The sequence below is a fragment of the Jeotgalibacillus campisalis genome, from assembly GCF_000829515.1.
GTDB classification, from domain to species: domain Bacteria; phylum Bacillota; class Bacilli; order Bacillales; family Jeotgalibacillaceae; genus Jeotgalibacillus; species Jeotgalibacillus campisalis.
The window spans coordinates 629,850-645,443 of record NZ_JXRR01000014.1 but is presented as its reverse complement, the minus strand read 5'-3'; the positions used below and the strand labels follow the sequence as shown (position 1 = coordinate 645,443).

Here is a 15,594-nt window from a genome sequence, read left to right as displayed (position 1 = left end):
AAGGTGTTACGGTTGTTTGATCCGACCGCGTTTGATAATTTAAAAACTGTACTAGAAGGCACGATTTACGATCGCGATCTTGATGGCACCATATCAATTTTAAATCGAGCGGACGTAATTGATATCGCAACATTAAATCGGTCGTATTCGGTCATATTTCAGTCTGCTCCGAAAGAGATTGAAGCCGAAATGAGCTTAAAAGCAGACTTAAAAAAATTAGCTGTCGAACTTCTTCCTAGTGAGAGCGGGGAGCAGAATAAGTTTGCCGGTGCTGTCATTTCCATTACCTATCGGAAAAAGGGTACGGCCTGGGATGCACAGGAACTTGAAATCTTTAATAAGCAGTGGGGGCAGGAAAGGTGCTGGGAACTGCGGACCATATCTTCTAACCGGCATGAGCCAATTTGTGAAATGACCATCCAATTTGACCGGACTATTACGGAAGATATGCTTCGGGATGTAGAAGAAATGGTCTATTATACGATCGAAACAGCCGACTTGCTCGGTTCAAGGAAAAAGCAATGAATATACACCCTGAACAGATAGCTGCGGCAGAAAACTGCATCCGCCCCTTTTTTGAGCGCGATCACTCTGGACACGACTGGGATCATATCCAGCGTGTCAGGAGGACGGCTCTTTTTCTATGTAGACAAGAAGGACATCCGAATGAACGGGCAGTAGAGTTGCTTGCTCTTTTACACGATGTAGGCGACGATAAACTTTACGCATCAAATGAAGAAGCTCAAAAAGCCCTCGCTTCTGTCCTTTCTTCATTAAAATTAAATGCTTCAAATGAAGAATCTTTAAGACAGGACATTCATTGTATTTCATTTAGTGGAGGGCATGAAAGTAAACAATTATCCAAAGAAGCAGCAATCGTGAGAGATGCTGACCGTCTTGATGCTATAGGAGCCATCGGGATTGCAAGAGCTTTTACCTACGGCGGCTTGATCGGATCAAAATTTTATCATGAAGATATTTCAGTGAGGGAATGTATGACTAAAGAAGCGTATAGAACGGAAGAATCGACGGTCATTAATCATTTTTATGAGAAATTGCTGAAATTAAAAGATCTGATGGTGACAGATTCGGGGAAAAAAGCTGCTCAGCTGCGTCATGATTATATGCAGGAGTTTGTTACTCAATTTATAAAAGAATGGAAGGGACAAGCATGAAACAATTCACAGCAGAAAACATAGAAAAATCATATGGCGAAAAAACATTGTTTCGTGATTTATCATTTGTCGTAACTGAAGATGAAAAAATTGGACTTATCGGCATTAACGGCACAGGAAAATCAAGTCTTTTGCGCTTAATTGCCGGTCTTGACGGGACAGACAGCGGAACTTTCAAGCATCCAAACGATTACAGTATTCAATATTTACCTCAGGAACCGGATGTAGCAGAAGAGCTTACTGTTCTTAATGCTGTCTATCAAAGCAATGCCCCTGTTATTCGTCAAATGAGAGAATACGAGGAAATAATGGACGAATATGAGAAAAATCCTCAGTCAGAGACATTGCAAGGGCGTCTGTTGAAGGCGCAGGAAAATATGGACAAAGCAGACGCATGGGATGCAAATTCACAGGCGAAGACAATCCTCTCAAAATTAGGAATTAATGATACAGGTGCGATTGTCGGTACGCTGTCAGGCGGGCAGAAAAAAAGAGTCGCACTTGCTAAGGTTCTCATTGAGACTCCTGATCTCCTTTTATTGGATGAACCGACAAATCATTTGGACTTTGAGGCGATTCTTTGGCTGGAAGAATTTTTACGAAAGTATTCAGGGGCAGTGATTGTGGTTTCCCATGACCGATATTTTTTAGATCAGGTCTCTACAAGAATGATTGAAATCGATCAGGGGAGAGCATTCTCTTATAAAGGGAATTATCAGTCCTTTATTGAAGCCAAAGCGCTAAGAGAAGAAGAAGAACAACAGTCGATGCAAAAAATGAAAAGCTTATACCGCAACGAGCTGGCATGGATGAGAAAAGGGGCAAAAGCCCGAACAACAAAACAAAAAGCAAGAATACAGCGATTTGAAACCATTGAGCAAGAAGCGTCGACTAATCTATCTAAGGATCAATTATCGGTAGGCATGACGTCAAGCAGATTAGGTAAAAGCGTTATTGAACTGCAGAATATCGCAAAAGGATTTAAAGAGAAAGCTTTATTTAAAGATGTGAATCTGCTTGTACTAAGAAACTCAAGGATTGGTATTATTGGAAAGAACGGTACAGGCAAATCTACTTTATTAAACATTATTGCGAGAAGAATCGAGCCTGATGAAGGCTCAGTGGATGTTGGCCAAACAGTAAAGATCGCTTATTTCTCCCAGGATATTCAAGGGATGGATGGTAATCAGAGAATGATTGAGTATATTAGAGAAGGAGCAGAAGTGATCGAGACGGAGGAAGGGAGTGCATCAGCAGCTCAGATGCTCGAACGGTTTTTGTTTCCTCTTACCTCTCACGGAACGCCTATCTATAAGCTGTCCGGCGGTGAAAAAAGAAGACTTTATCTGCTCCGGCTGTTAATGGACCGGCCTAATGTTCTTTTATTAGACGAACCAACAAATGACCTCGATACTGAAACCCTTACCGTTTTGGAACAATTTATTGAAGAGTTCCAAGGGGCTGTTATAACCGTTTCCCACGATCGATATTTTTTGGATAAAATAGCTGAACATTTACTTGTATTAAAAGAAAATGAAAAAGTGGAAATCCTTCAAATGGACTATTCTACCTATCTTAAACGGGAAACAGAAAAAGGCAAATCAAAACCTGTTCCACTAAAGGCTGCGGCAGATAAGATGGACAAGAAGAAAAAGATGTCTTACCTCGAAAAAAAGGAATGGGAAGAAATTGATGATAAGATAGCGAAAGCAGAAGAGAAGCTTGCGTCCCTTGAGCAAGAGATGCTTTCTGTCGGCAGTGATTTTGGAAAAGCTGAGCGAATTATGGAAGAGCAGCAGAATACGAATAATGAACTTGAACAACTGATTGAGCGCTGGGACTACTTATCTGAGTTTGTTGAATAAGACGATCTTTTTCGAAAGTATGAAATGACTATGATACACTTATTAAAAGATCTATGAAAGGAGTCGTTCGATGAAAATTATTTCAATTGAACCTACCCCAAGCCCGAATACAATGAAAGTGATTGTAGATGAGGCTCTAGCTGGTGGCAAAAGCAATAATTATAAAAAAGATGAAGCGGAAAGTGCGCCAGAAAAAATACAGCACCTGCTTCAAATAGATGGAGTTAAAGGGATCTACCATGTAGCTGATTTTCTGGCTGTGGAGCGCCATCCTAAAATGGACTGGCAGGAGATTCTGCCAAAGGTTCGTGAAGTTTTTGGAGAAACCCGTGAAGAAACTGAAACTCAAACGAATGCAGATGAGCACTTTGGAGAAGTTCAGGTCCAAGTCCTGCAGTTCAAGGGCATTCCTATTCAAATAAAGCTGCAAGATGGAAATGAGGAGAAACGGTATGGCATGCCGGAATCCTATACTGCTGCTATGTCTGAGGCTCAGCTTGAGGGTGACAATGTAGTCCTTATGCGTAAATGGAAAGATTATGGGGTAAGGTACGGGGACCTTGACCAGATAGCGAAGGAAGTAATGGAAGAATTATTAGCTTCTTACCCTTCGAGCCGGATTCAGGCAATTGTTACCGCTGCAAAAGAAGCAGATATTAAAGAAGAGAAAGTTAAAAAAGAGTTAAAGCCTGTATCTGAAGAAATGTATTTATCTGCAGAAAGCTGGCAGGAACGTTATCAGATGCTCGAACAAATGCCTGAGCCGACACTAGATGACTTGCCTTTACTAAACACGGCCTTGGAAGATGAAAAACCTTCTTTAAGAAGACTTGCGGTTGTTTATCTGGGAATGATCGAAGACAAACGGGTCCTTCCATCGCTGTATAAAGGATTAACTGACCGAACAGTTACGGTTAGACGGACTGCCGGAGACTGTTTATCTGATCTTGGTTTCCCTGAAGCTGAGGAAGCGATGACCGGTGCATTAAAGGACAAAAACAAGCTTGTACGCTGGAGAGCCGCTATGTTCTTATATGAAGCCGGTACAACGAATTCACTCCCGGCACTTATTGAAGCAAAAGACGATCCGGAGTTTGAAGTAAAATTACAAATATTAATGGCCATCGAAAGGATCGAAGGCGGGGAAGAAGCTAAAGGGTCCGTCTGGAAACAAATGACGGCTGCAAGACAAAAAGGTTTATAGGAGGAACAACGCATGTCTATGGCATATGAAGAATATATGAAACAGCTTGTGAAGCCGATGCGTCAAGAATTGACTCAGGCAGGGTTCAAAGAACTTACGAATGAAGAAGAGGTCCAAACGTTCATGCAGGAGGTCTCGGGCACTTCACTTGTTGTCGTTAATTCTGTTTGCGGCTGTGCAGCAGGGCTTGCAAGACCTGCTGTCACACAAGCACTTATCACTCACGAAAAAGAGCCTGATCACCTTGTGACTGTATTTGCAGGTCAGGATAAAGAAGCTACTCAAAAAATGCGCAGCTATATGACGGACTTTGAAGCTTCTTCTCCTTCAATTGTTTTACTAAAAGATCAAAAAGTCGTTCACTTTATCCCAAGAGAAGAAATTGAAGATCATTCAGTGGAAGATATTGTCGCGAATTTAAAAGGGGCAATGGATCTCCATTGCTAAAAAGTTGATCGATCATTCATTTTAAGATGATTGCGTGAAAAATTTAATAGGCTGCAAAAAGGCGCCCTTTGAGGTGCCTTTTTTACGCCTGAGCGAGGGGGCTTATGACATGATTGTAATTGCTTCAGGAAAAGCGGATAAAAACCAAAGCAAATTGGCTGAAGAAGCTGCTTATGAGCTGAATGCCGTGTTTAAAGAACGTAACAAAAAATCAATCTCTTATTTTATTGACACCTATGGGGAACCGATTCTTGTCATAGGGAAAAACCGTTTTGAATATTACGATCAAAAAGGGAATGAACCGTTTTTCTTCCATCCCAATTCGAGCGCTTTCCGTTTAAAGCGATTAATCAACGGTGAAGAAGATCCGCTGATAAATGCTTCTGGTCTCAAAAGAGGTGATTCTTTTCTGGACTGCACAATGGGTCTCGGGGCCGATTTAATTGTAGCTTCTTTCGTTGCAGGACAAGAAGGCCGTGTGACCGGAATTGAAAAAAATCCGCTGCTCGGTTATCTTGTACAAAAAGGATTGATGAATTGGCAAGCTGAAAATCCTCATCTTGAGGAAGCCATGAGAAGAATAGAAGTTCAGGTTGATGATCATCTACATTATTTAAAATCACTTAAGGACGAGTCGTTTGATATTATTTACTTTGACCCTATGTTTACCTCTGCGATCAGGGCATCGTCCGGCATTGATCCGCTGCGGCGCTTAGCCGCGTATGATGATGAGCATTTAGTGGAGTCTGTTGCAGAAGCAAAAAGAGCAGCTAAAAAAAGAGTAGTGTTTAAGGACCATTATTTGTCCCGCCGTTTTAAAGAACTTGGCTTTGAAGTTCAGATAAGACCTTCTTCTAAACAGCATTATGGTGTAATTAATTTGGAATAACAGCAACAAACGGTTGATTAACGGCTATAAAGCTTTTGGTTTTCATAGCATAATAAGCGATGCCGGTTCTGTTAAACAAAAGACCACTTGTGCTTGTGATCGCACAAATGGTCTGATAATCGGCTCATTTAAATTCACTCTGCAAATTGCAAATAAACAAAATATGCAAGCATTAACAAGAACCCAATGCCAATCAGTATACTTTCCATGGTGTTCCCTCCTTACCATTTAGCAATAAGTCAATTTAATAACGAAAATTAAGAATTTATGAAACCTTTAGCAGTTCTCTTCGTAATCAAGTATAATGTATTTGTGAGTAAAGAGACAAGAAGGGATTTGCTAATAATGCCGAACTGGTTAAAAAAATCACTCGTTGTACTTATTTCAATTCTTACATTTGGCATGGTCACGCCACAGGATCTGCTTGCTGACCAGCCAAAAAATGACAGTCAGTCCCCTAAAACATTTTCATCTATGGAATCTGAAACGGTTATTACAGAATCAGTTATTACAGTCTCTTCCAAGGAAGAAACGATCGAAGCTTTAATGGACGAGGCCCGGAATATCACAAGTGAAAAATTAGGTGAACGGGTTATGCCTCGAATTGAGAGAGAGTTCCAGGGAATGGTGCTTCCTGAAATGGAAAGAGTCATTTCAGATCTTGTCCATGATTATAAATTTTCAGATTATCATCATCTAAGCATTTCACCTGCTGTCGGAAAAGGTGACGGTGAACGGATTTTTCACATCATGGATGGCAGAACAAAAGAAGATGTACTCTGTTTTCATGTTAGAAGGGACCAGCCGCCTCTTGAGGGCTTTACATTTAATTTTCATTATCATACCCTAGAAGATCAATATGAATCCCATAATATGCTGTCATCCATTTACTGGGGAAAAGATACCCCGCCTAAGTTCGGTTCTAAAATGCTGCATTAATGTGCAATAACCTTCTTTATTAATAACGTACTGCCTGAACGAAAATCATTTGATTTTCGTTCAGGTTTTTTTCGTTTCCGGGCAAACTTATTAAGAAATCCACTAAGAATATGTTAGCCCCGTTATATTAAAATGGGAGATAACTGAAGAAAGTATAAAAATGATGCATTGTAGATCATTAGTAGGAGGGGATCGGAGCGGAAGGTGGCGACTCCAGCAGGATATGACGGTTGCTTGAGCCTCCGCAGGGAAAAGCACTAAGGAGGCTCAAGCAACCGGCCCTGCGGAAAGCGTCCCCCTGAAGCGAAGTGAACCGGTCAAAGAGCTTGAGTAACATTTGTCCCAAAGTCATTGATAGTCCTTTTAATTTTCTTTATACTTGTTTAGATAACAACGTCAGGAGGCCCTACAATGCGACAATATTTAGATTTACTGCAACATGTATTAGAAAGTGGAACGGTTAAAAATGACCGCACTGGTACCGGAACCATCAGTTCTTTTGGGCATCAGATGAAATTTGACCTGTCTGAAGGTTTTCCGATCATTACCACAAAAAAAATACCTTTTGGATTAATTAAAAGTGAACTCCTTTGGTTTCTAAAAGGAGATACCAACATTAACTATCTTTTAAAGCATAATAATCATATTTGGGATGAATGGGCGTTTAAAAAATGGGTTGAAAGCGATCAATATGATGGACCCGACATGACAAATTTCGGTCTGCGCGTTCAGCAGGACGATGAATTTAAAATGGTGTACGAAAAACAAATGAATTTCTTTAGGAAAGCTATTTTGGAAGATCCTGATTTTGCTGAGAAATTTGGTGATTTGGGAAATGTTTACGGGAAGCAGTGGAGAGAGTGGAGAAAATCGACGGGTGAAACAATCGATCAAATAAAAGAGGTCATTGATACCATCAAGCACAACCCGGACTCCAGAAGACATATCGTGACTGCATGGAATCCAGAAGATGTTCCGGCAATGGCGCTTCCGCCTTGTCATACTCTTTTCCAATTTTATGTTGCTGACGGCAAGCTGTCATGCCAGTTGTATCAGCGAAGCGGCGATTTATTCCTTGGGATCCCGTTTAATATAGCAAGTTATGCACTTTTAACCTCTCTAATTGCAAACGAGTGTGGTCTTGAACCAGGAACATTTGTTCATACCATTGGAGATGCTCATATATATTCTAACCACATCGAGCAGGTAAAAGAACAGTTAAGCAGAACTCCTATGGAGCTGCCACAACTTGTATTTGACCAGAAAAAAGATCTATTTTCATTGGAGCCAGGCGACATTATGTTAAAAGGGTACCAGCCACACCCTGCCATCAAAGCTCCAATAGCAGTGTAAAGGAGAGGACAGCGGATGATATCAATTATCGTAGCACACGCAAATAATCGAGTTATCGGAAATGAAAATGACATGCCGTGGCATCTTCCTAAAGACTTAGCTTATTTTAAAAAAATGACTGTGGGTAAAACTCTCCTAATGGGACGCAAAACCTTTGAATCCATGAAAGGACCATTAAAAAACAGAACAAATATTGTGGTTACCGGAAACAAAAACTGGTCCCATGAAGGAGCTATAACCGTTCACTCTATAGAAGAAGGAATGGAACTCCTTCGCAAAAAAGAGGAAGAAACGTTCGTAATAGGCGGAGGATTTGTTTATAACAGCACGATCCATCTTGTAGACAGACTGTATGTCACGGTAATAGAGCTTGAAACCGATGGAGATACGAGGTTTCCTGATTATAGGGCAAGTGATTGGAAAGAAATATCCTCAACCCCAGGAATAAAAGACGAAAAAAATCCCTATCATTACACGTTTAAAGTTTACGATCGTATCCATAAAAAAACAGCTGAATGAGCCTCAGCTGTTTTTTTAAACATATAATAACACGCAGAAGTACATAAACGCGCTTCCCGCAATGACGAATAAGTGCCAAATTGCGTGGTTGTAAGGCAGCTTCCTCCAAACATAAAAAATTGCTCCAACCGAATAGAATAGTCCGCCGGCAAATAATAAAGCAAAGCCTGCAGCGGTAAGCTCATGGTATAAAGGAACAATAGCAATCATAATCAGCCAGCCCATTAAAATATAAAATAAAGTGGCGATAATTTGATAGCGGTCTACAAAATAGCATTTAAAGACAATTCCAGCCGCGGCAAGCCCCCATACGATGCCAAATATTGTCCAGCCCAATGGGTCTCTGAGCGACACGAGCATAAATGGAGTGTAGGTTCCTGCAATCAGAAGATATACAGCTGAATGGTCTAAAATGGCAAAAAGCTTTTTTAATTTTCCTTCTTTTACACTATGAAGTAATGTGGAAAAAAGGAATAGAATGAGCATTGAAGCACCGAATATTGAAAAACTCACAATATGCCACGCTGTTCCTTTTTCAATTGCAAAAAGGATTAAAAAAACAAGAGCCGGAATACTAAGCAGCAATCCGATTCCATGCGTGATTGCGTTGGCAAGCTCTTCCTTGGAATCTTTGTAGTCAAAAGTATCCATTAAAACAACTCCTTCAAAATCGAGATCTGCATCTTTCGCGTGTCTTTTTTCATCCTTAATAGTATAGGGTCGTATGGTTTTAAGCAATTTTTTCAAACTAAGGCATTTTGAATAAAACGCTTTCATTTTTTTAATAAATTTCATTGATCTATGTGGCCGTTCATCTTGGGAACTCCAATATGACAGTTGTCATAACTTTTTTTTCTGGACAGTTCTTCCTGTAAATAGTAAGGTAATTTATTGTATAATAAAGTACAGGAATTGAATGATAGGATGTGTGCTTAATGAATAAAGTGAAAATTGTTACGGATTCAACCGTTGATCTTAAAGAAGAAATAGTGGAAAAGTATAACATTACAATTGTTCCTTTAACACTGTCCATTGATGGCAGTTCATATGTGGACCGCGTGGAAATTACTCCGCAGGAATTTTTAGAAAAAATGAGAGTGTCGAAAGAACTTCCCAAAAGTTCTCAGCCGTCAGCGGGTGCTTTTAAAGAGATTTACGATGAATTGGGATCAGATGGCAGCAAAATCATTTCTATTCATATGACAGGAAATATGAGTGGAACAGTCAGGTCAGCCCTGACAGCGAAAGACCTGACTGATGCAGACGTTTCAGTTGTTGACTCAAGATTTATTTCAAAAGCGCTTTCTTTTCAGGTTTTAGAAGCAGCAAAAATGGCTCAGGAAGGCTCCTCACTCAGTGAAATTCTGGACAGGGTATCTCAGATTAAAAACTCAACCCATTTATTTGTGGTAGTGGATACGCTGGAAAATTTGGTTAAGGGCGGCCGAATAGGCAAAGGTCGGGCAATGATTGGTTCTTTGTTAAATATTAAGCCGATTGCCTCGCTTGCAAATGGAGAATACACACCAGTTTCCAAAGCAAGGAGCCATTCACAGGTTGTAAAATACCTGTTAAGCGAATTTAAAAAAGATGTTGAAGGAAAAACAATTAAAGCTGTTGCGATCGTTCATGCAAATGGTATGAATCTCGCGCAGTCATTAAAGGATAAAATTGTTTCTGAGTGTGAGTTTAATGATGTCACGATTGAAGAGACCACCCCCGTCATCTCAACTCATACAGGTGAGGGTGCAATTGGATTTATGTACCTGGCTGAATAAAGGGAATGCCTTCCGTGCTTTCAAACGGGAGGCTTATCTTTATTTTTTTAAGAAATTAATTTTAGAAGCATAGAGAAGGCAAACTCTTCATTAATGTTTAACCCCGACCGCAAGTGATATAATAAAGGTATAGGCAGTGAAAGAAGGTGGGAAATTTGGTGAAAAAATTAATCAGCTTTGGCGTCGTCATCGTGTCATCTATTTTCCTCGCCTCCTGCATTGGAGCCAATTCAACCGGACAAGTTGAACGTGAATTTACCTTGGAAAATAAACCATTTCCTGATTCGTCATTTATTCCTAGAGAGCTTAACGTAGTTTCCGTGGGCGATTCCTTAACTGAGGGAGTTGGAGACAGTACAGGCCTTGGAGGTTACGTTCCTATATTGGAGAAAAACCTGGAAAAGCAGGAAGAATTCAGCGATGTTGATATTATAAACTATGGCAAAAGAGGAAACCGCTCAGATCAGTTATTAAAACGATTAAAAGAGGATGAGCAAATTAGAACTTCCATAATAGACGCGGATTCAGTGATTGTGACAGTCGGCGGGAACGATGTGATGAAAGTATTCAGGGCTAATTTCCCTTCTTTAACTTATGATGATTTTTCAACAGCCCTTGTTCAATATGAAGATAGGCTGACAAATATATTCAGTGAAATAAGGTCTGTTAATCCTGAGGCCTCCATTATTCTTATGGGGATTTACAATCCTTTTTTTGTGTTATCTGCAGATATACAGGAAATGGAATTGATAGTAGGGGAATGGAATAATTCGGCAGAAGCAATTGCCGGTCAATGGGAAAATACTTCTTTTGTTCATGTGTCGGATTTGTTTAGCTCTTCTGATGAGAACTTATTGCATACCGATTACTTTCATCCGAACGATATCGGTTATAACTTGATTGCCGCTCGAATTGAAGAGGCATTGACAGGGATATTATTACAATCAGAAGAGTAGAGAGTGGGATGGTATGAAAAACAAATGGAAAGTTTCATTTTTAGTTTTGACAGCAGTTATTATTGTGATTTTGATCTACGTGCTTTATTTGCTTTTTCAGCCTGTAGAGCAAAAGCCAGACGCAGACTCAGTTCCTGCTGCTCCACCAGAATCGCAGGCTGAATTCAACGTAACGACCACTAAGGAAGACTTGACAATCGTCGCCAACCGTTTCCTTGAAGAAGAGTTAAACGGTCAGATTGACTTTTCAGTTGCTTTGGATGACCTGGTTGCTCTTCAGGGGTCCTTGCCTGTTTTTAATTCCGAAATCGATTTTTTAATGACATTTGATGCTCAGGCGATGGAAAATGGCAACCTGTTGCTTACCCAGGAAAGTCTCTCGTTAGGAGCTTTAAGTTTACCTGTATCAAATGTATTGAAATTTATAGGAGATTCGTATAAGTTTCCTGAATGGGTGAATATTCAGCCCAATGATCAGGAAATTATTATTCAAGTTACTGAAATCGATGTAGCTGCAGGTCTGAATGTAAAAACAAATCAATTTAATTTAAGAGACAATGATATATCGTTTTCAATTTATGTTCCGCGCTAAGGGGGAGAAGATGTGGAAAACCGACAATACAAGAAAGCTACATTTGCAGGAGGATGCTTTTGGTGCATGGTTAAACCTTTTGATGAACAGACCGGAATCATTCGTATAACATCTGGCTACACAGGAGGGCATAAGGAAAATCCAACCTACCGGGAAGTGTGCAGTGAAACCACTGGCCACAGAGAAGCAGTCGAGATCATTTATGATCCGGCACTGTTCCCGTATGAGAAACTGGTTGAGTTATTCTGGACTCAAATTGACCCGACAGATGCAGGTGGTCAGTTTTTTGACAGAGGAGAGTCCTACAAAGCAGCCATCTATTTTCATGATGAAGAACAAAAACGTATTGCAATGGCGTCAAGGCAGGAACTCGAGCAAAGCGGACGTTTCAATGCGCCTATAGTAACGGATATATTTGAGGCAAAGCCATTTTATGAAGCAGAGATAGAGCATCAGGACTACTACAAAAAGCATCCAATCCGTTATAATGCCTATCATCAAGGGTCGGGAAGAGCAGGTTTTATAAAGAAATATAATCAAAGGAGTCTTTAAGATGACCAAAAATATTGATCCATCTAAGTTAACGAAAATGCAATACGATGTTACACAAAATAATGGAACTGAACCACCATTTAAGAATGAGTATTGGGATGAGTTTAAAGATGGAATTTATGTGGATATCATTTCCGGTAAACCACTTTTCAGCTCTGCAGACAAATATGATGCAGGCTGCGGCTGGCCGAGCTTTACGAAACCAATTGTAGAAGAAGAAATCTTAGAAAAACAAGATTCCAGCCACTTTATGATTCGTACTGAAGTAAGAGGGAGCTCATCAGACTCGCATTTAGGACATGTTTTTAATGACGGTCCCGGTCCTGATGGGTTGAGATACTGCATAAATTCTGCCGCTTTACGCTTTATACCGAAAGAAGATTTAGAAAAAGAGGGCTACTCGGTTTATAGTAAATTATTTGACTAAAAACGTTTTTTTAGGTAAGTTGACCTTTCTGATGTTTTATCATTCAGTTTTTAGTCTATATCATAAGTAGGAGAGTGATTTCAATGTTAAAAAAATTATTTGGTAAAAAAGAAGAAGCACCATCTGAAATTTCTGTATATGCACCGATTAATGGGAAGTTATTAACGCTTGATGAGGTTCCAGATCCTGTATTTTCACAAAAAATGATGGGAGACGGCATCGCGATTGAACCAACTGACGGTAAAGTAGTTTCTCCAATAGACGGAGAAGTGGTTCAGGTGTTCCCGACTAAGCATGCGATTGGCCTTAAAGCCAAAAATGGAGCTGAAATCTTGATCCATATTGGCCTTGAAACGGTTTCTATGGAAGGAAAAGGCTTTGAAACACACGTATCTGAAGGTTCAGAAGTAAAAGTCGGCGATCCTTTAGTAACATTTGATCTTGCATTAGTTGGTGAAAAAGCAAAAAGCATTATTACACCGGTGATCCTGACAAATGGTGATGATCTTGGCTCAATTTCCAAGAAAACCCTGCAAACCACAACAGCCGGAAAAGATGTTGTGATGGATATTCCGACAAAATCATAGGTTCCTCAAAGCACATGGTCTGTTGATCATGTGCTTTATTTGTGTTTACATAGTAAAGTCCTTTAAATCGAGCAGCAGACTACTTTATTTGCCAATATGTTTTTAAGAATGGGATAATGCCTTTGATCTTGAGTAATTTAGCACGTTAATTTTACATGCAGCTGCTTCTGGCTATTGATCGATTGATATGTCTGGGGGTTATTTAACCTGCTGGATCTAAAGATCTTAACAAATGGAGCATCACCAATCAGTTTGACTATCGCATTCTTTAAAAGGGTTAGCATTTTGCCTGACAGGGTAGAAATCAATTAATATATTAAAAGACAATAAAATACAATCCGCCTTAGAAAAGGAGAAACCCAATGAACCGATCATTTTATCATTTTGCAATGAAATATAGAGAGCCTCAACCTAATTCTGATCAAAGTATACTAGCAAATGCTATGTACGATGATTTGGATTTCCCCAAAATGTCAGAAGATTACCACGAAGTAAGTAATTACATTGAACTTACAGAAATTTACAACAATAAAATTTCAATTTTTGACCAGCTATGGGAAGAATACAAAATTGATATAAAACAAGACCTTAGCTAGTTTATTACTTAGTAGCAACTCCGAAACGATAAAAAGAAAGGGGAAAGTTCTATGTCAATTTTAAGTAAAGCACTAGCCTCATTAGGAATTGGATCTATAAAAATTGATAGCAGACTTTCTAAGCCTTCTTTTCGTGCAGGAGAGACGGTTGACGGAAAAGTATTGATAAAAGGAGGATCTGTCGAGCAGGAAATTGATGCAATCTACTTATGTCTGATCACCGATTACCTAAGGAATTCAAATAATAAAGTGTATAAGGATCAAACAGCGATTAAAGAGATAAAGCTCTCAGAGCCTTTTACTGTGTTGCAAAATGAAATTATTGAAATTCCATTTACCTTTGTACTGCCGCTGCTTACCCCGATAACGACGAATGGGACTAATATCTGGATCAAGACAGAAGCGGGTATAAAAAAAGGGAAAGATCCAACTGATCAAGATTTAATCACCATAAAGCCTTCACTTCTATTAGCTGAAATCATGGACTCTGTTCTATCAATGGGATTTGCACTGGATTACTCCAAGTGCCACGAAGCACCGGAGAGATATAAAAAAACACAGCAATACATTCAGTGTTTTTACTTTAAGCCAATACCCGGGAAATGGAATGAGATTGAGAATATGGAAATTGCGTTTAATGCTCAATCTGAAGACACGTATGATCTTTTCATAGAAGTGAATAATAAAGTAAATGAAAAGATCAATAAGGAACTTTTTCTGCATCACGAGTCTATCTTTTATTTAAGGATCAGAAGAGAAGAGATCAATGAAATTCCCACCAAAATCCAGCAGCTCATTAAGCAATCCCTTCAACTTGAATAATAGTTGAAATCAGATTAAAAAAAGGCTACAATTGGTTAGCTAGAACAGGAATTTAAGGAGGAAACAAACATGAGCATCCATATTGGAGCGAAAAAAGGTGAGATAGCTGAAACGGTATTATTGCCTGGAGATCCATTACGCGCAAAGTACATAGCTGAAACTTTCTTGGAAGATGTAACCTGCTACAACGAAGTGCGCAATATGTTCGGATATACTGGGACATACAAGGGAAAACGAATTTCAGTTCAAGGTACGGGAATGGGCGTTCCTTCCATTTCAATTTATGCAAATGAATTAATTGAGCAGTATGATGTACAAAATTTAATTCGTGTTGGAACATGTGGAGCTATTCAAAAGGACGTGAAGGTTCGCGATGTCATTTTGGCTATGACTGCTTCAACAGATTCTAATATGAATCAGCGTACGTTCAACGGAGTTGATTATGCACCAGCTGCGAACTTTAATTTGTTAAAGAATGCATATGATGCTGGTACTGAAAAAGGCTTGAATTTAAAAGTCGGCAATGTTTTCACAGCAGACATTTTCTACGATGATAATGCTGAACATGAGAAATGGGCTAAGTATGGTATTCTGGCAATTGAGATGGAAACTTCTGCTCTTTACACGTTGGCTGCAAAGTATAATCGAAAAGCCTTATCTGTACTGACAGTCAGTGATCACATTTTAACTGGGGAAGCAACCTCTTCAGAAGAACGTCAGATGACGTTCAATGACATGATTGTAGTAGCTTTGGATGCGGCAATTGCTGAATAAGGATTTTCATTCAGCCAATTAAAAGGTTGACTGCACTTGCAGTCAGCCTTTTCATTTCTTCCAAAGATGTTCAGTTTCAGAGAATAGGCTTTTACTTACAGTTTGAAAACTGATAAGAT

19 protein-coding genes are annotated in these 15,594 nt (G+C 39.5%); 18 read left to right on the top strand and 1 reads right to left on the bottom strand.

Annotated features, from left to right (window positions below):
* Positions 1-12: 12 nt before the first annotated feature.
* The 9 genes from KR50_RS10285 to KR50_RS10245 all read left to right on the top strand — a co-directional run bounded on the left by KR50_RS10285 (position 13) and on the right by KR50_RS10245 (position 8,391).
* A complete protein-coding gene (locus KR50_RS10285) occupies positions 13-525 on the top strand; it encodes a hypothetical protein (protein ID WP_041057923.1) in 513 nt (170 codons plus the stop codon).
* A complete protein-coding gene (locus KR50_RS10280; protein WP_052476956.1) occupies positions 522-1,175 on the top strand; it encodes an HD domain-containing protein in 654 nt (217 codons plus the stop codon). The genes KR50_RS10285 and KR50_RS10280 overlap by 4 nt, the downstream gene beginning before the upstream one ends.
* A complete protein-coding gene (locus tag KR50_RS10275; protein WP_041057921.1) occupies positions 1,172-3,040 on the top strand; it encodes an ABC-F family ATP-binding cassette domain-containing protein in 1,869 nt (622 codons plus the stop codon). Before KR50_RS10280 ends, KR50_RS10275 begins: the two co-directional genes overlap by 4 nt.
* A gap of 70 nt (positions 3,041-3,110) precedes the next feature.
* Positions 3,111-4,244 carry a conserved virulence factor C family protein gene (locus KR50_RS10270; protein ID WP_041057920.1) on the top strand — a complete coding sequence of 378 codons (1,134 nt, stop codon included), beginning with the start codon at positions 3,111-3,113 and terminating at the stop codon, positions 4,242-4,244.
* A gap of 12 nt (positions 4,245-4,256) precedes the next feature.
* Positions 4,257-4,691, top strand: a complete 435-nt coding sequence (locus tag KR50_RS10265) for a BrxA/BrxB family bacilliredoxin (RefSeq protein ID WP_041057918.1) — start codon at positions 4,257-4,259, stop codon at positions 4,689-4,691.
* Between the two features lie 109 nt (positions 4,692-4,800).
* Positions 4,801-5,580, top strand: coding sequence for a class I SAM-dependent methyltransferase (locus KR50_RS10260; protein WP_041057917.1), 780 nt, complete (start codon positions 4,801-4,803; stop codon positions 5,578-5,580).
* A 345-nt stretch (positions 5,581-5,925) separates the two neighbouring features.
* Complete coding sequence (locus KR50_RS10255; protein ID WP_041057915.1) at positions 5,926-6,519, top strand: YpjP family protein; 594 nt, start codon at positions 5,926-5,928, stop codon at positions 6,517-6,519.
* Positions 6,520-6,930: 411 nt separating this feature from the next.
* A complete protein-coding gene (locus KR50_RS10250; RefSeq protein WP_041057913.1) occupies positions 6,931-7,872 on the top strand; it encodes a thymidylate synthase in 942 nt (313 codons plus the stop codon).
* Positions 7,873-7,887: 15 nt separating this feature from the next.
* Positions 7,888-8,391, top strand: coding sequence for a dihydrofolate reductase (locus KR50_RS10245; protein WP_041057911.1), 504 nt, complete (start codon positions 7,888-7,890; stop codon positions 8,389-8,391).
* A gap of 15 nt (positions 8,392-8,406) precedes the next feature.
* Here KR50_RS10245 and trhA read toward each other — a convergent pair whose 3' ends face one another.
* On the bottom strand, positions 8,407-9,042 hold the full coding sequence (trhA, locus tag KR50_RS10240) for a PAQR family membrane homeostasis protein TrhA (protein WP_041058260.1): 636 nt from the start codon (positions 9,040-9,042) through the stop codon (positions 8,407-8,409).
* A 284-nt stretch (positions 9,043-9,326) separates the two neighbouring features.
* Between trhA and KR50_RS10235 the strand changes: the two genes are divergently transcribed.
* The 9 genes from KR50_RS10235 to deoD all read left to right on the top strand — a co-directional run bounded on the left by KR50_RS10235 (position 9,327) and on the right by deoD (position 15,475).
* The gene (locus KR50_RS10235) at positions 9,327-10,169 is read left to right on the top strand and encodes a DegV family protein (protein WP_041057909.1); all 843 of its coding nucleotides are present in this window, start codon (positions 9,327-9,329) and stop codon (positions 10,167-10,169) included.
* Positions 10,170-10,327: 158 nt separating this feature from the next.
* The gene (locus KR50_RS10230; protein WP_041057907.1) at positions 10,328-11,125 is read left to right on the top strand and encodes an SGNH/GDSL hydrolase family protein; all 798 of its coding nucleotides are present in this window, start codon (positions 10,328-10,330) and stop codon (positions 11,123-11,125) included.
* 13 nt (positions 11,126-11,138) lie between these two features.
* Complete coding sequence (locus KR50_RS10225; RefSeq protein WP_041057906.1) at positions 11,139-11,717, top strand: YpmS family protein; 579 nt, start codon at positions 11,139-11,141, stop codon at positions 11,715-11,717.
* Positions 11,718-11,783: 66 nt separating this feature from the next.
* On the top strand, positions 11,784-12,269 hold the full coding sequence (gene msrA, locus KR50_RS10220; RefSeq protein WP_052477007.1) for a peptide-methionine (S)-S-oxide reductase MsrA: 486 nt from the start codon (positions 11,784-11,786) through the stop codon (positions 12,267-12,269).
* Position 12,270: 1 nt separating this feature from the next.
* A complete protein-coding gene (gene msrB, locus KR50_RS10215) occupies positions 12,271-12,696 on the top strand; it encodes a peptide-methionine (R)-S-oxide reductase MsrB (RefSeq protein ID WP_041057904.1) in 426 nt (141 codons plus the stop codon).
* A gap of 83 nt (positions 12,697-12,779) precedes the next feature.
* Positions 12,780-13,283 (top strand): PTS sugar transporter subunit IIA, encoded by a 504-nt coding sequence (locus tag KR50_RS10210; RefSeq protein WP_041057903.1) that lies wholly within the window; start codon positions 12,780-12,782, stop codon positions 13,281-13,283.
* 362 nt (positions 13,284-13,645) lie between these two features.
* Entirely contained in the window at positions 13,646-13,879 is a 234-nt protein-coding gene (locus tag KR50_RS10205; protein ID WP_041057902.1) for a YozE family protein, read from the top strand.
* 51 nt (positions 13,880-13,930) lie between these two features.
* The gene (locus tag KR50_RS10200; RefSeq protein ID WP_041057901.1) at positions 13,931-14,701 is read left to right on the top strand and encodes a sporulation protein; all 771 of its coding nucleotides are present in this window, start codon (positions 13,931-13,933) and stop codon (positions 14,699-14,701) included.
* Positions 14,702-14,770: 69 nt separating this feature from the next.
* On the top strand, positions 14,771-15,475 hold the full coding sequence (gene deoD, locus KR50_RS10195) for a purine-nucleoside phosphorylase (protein WP_041057900.1): 705 nt from the start codon (positions 14,771-14,773) through the stop codon (positions 15,473-15,475).
* The last annotated feature ends 119 nt before the right edge of the window (positions 15,476-15,594 follow it).

Excerpts from the sequence above, each read along its gene's own strand:
- KR50_RS10255 (WP_041057915.1), top strand. The coding sequence starts at position 5,926 with ATGCCGAACTGGTTAAAAAAATCACTCGTTGTACTTATTTCAATTCTT.
- deoD (WP_041057900.1), top strand. The coding sequence starts at position 14,771 with ATGAGCATCCATATTGGAGCGAAAAAAGGTGAGATAGCTGAAACGGTA.
- KR50_RS10265 (WP_041057918.1), top strand. The coding sequence starts at position 4,257 with ATGTCTATGGCATATGAAGAATATATGAAACAGCTTGTGAAGCCGATG.
- msrB (WP_041057904.1), top strand. The coding sequence starts at position 12,271 with ATGACCAAAAATATTGATCCATCTAAGTTAACGAAAATGCAATACGAT.
- KR50_RS10210 (WP_041057903.1), top strand. The coding sequence starts at position 12,780 with ATGTTAAAAAAATTATTTGGTAAAAAAGAAGAAGCACCATCTGAAATT.
- KR50_RS10250 (WP_041057913.1), top strand. The coding sequence starts at position 6,931 with ATGCGACAATATTTAGATTTACTGCAACATGTATTAGAAAGTGGAACG.
- KR50_RS10275 (WP_041057921.1), top strand. The coding sequence starts at position 1,172 with ATGAAACAATTCACAGCAGAAAACATAGAAAAATCATATGGCGAAAAA.
- KR50_RS10225 (WP_041057906.1), top strand. The coding sequence starts at position 11,139 with ATGAAAAACAAATGGAAAGTTTCATTTTTAGTTTTGACAGCAGTTATT.
- KR50_RS10270 (WP_041057920.1), top strand. The coding sequence starts at position 3,111 with ATGAAAATTATTTCAATTGAACCTACCCCAAGCCCGAATACAATGAAA.
- KR50_RS10260 (WP_041057917.1), top strand. The coding sequence starts at position 4,801 with ATGATTGTAATTGCTTCAGGAAAAGCGGATAAAAACCAAAGCAAATTG.
- KR50_RS10235 (WP_041057909.1), top strand. The coding sequence starts at position 9,327 with ATGAATAAAGTGAAAATTGTTACGGATTCAACCGTTGATCTTAAAGAA.
- msrA (WP_052477007.1), top strand. The coding sequence starts at position 11,784 with ATGGTTAAACCTTTTGATGAACAGACCGGAATCATTCGTATAACATCT.
- KR50_RS10200 (WP_041057901.1), top strand. The coding sequence starts at position 13,931 with ATGTCAATTTTAAGTAAAGCACTAGCCTCATTAGGAATTGGATCTATA.
- trhA (WP_041058260.1), bottom strand. The coding sequence starts at position 9,042 with ATGGATACTTTTGACTACAAAGATTCCAAGGAAGAGCTTGCCAACGCA.
- KR50_RS10280 (WP_052476956.1), top strand. The coding sequence starts at position 522 with ATGAATATACACCCTGAACAGATAGCTGCGGCAGAAAACTGCATCCGC.
- KR50_RS10245 (WP_041057911.1), top strand. The coding sequence starts at position 7,888 with ATGATATCAATTATCGTAGCACACGCAAATAATCGAGTTATCGGAAAT.
- KR50_RS10205 (WP_041057902.1), top strand. The coding sequence starts at position 13,646 with ATGAACCGATCATTTTATCATTTTGCAATGAAATATAGAGAGCCTCAA.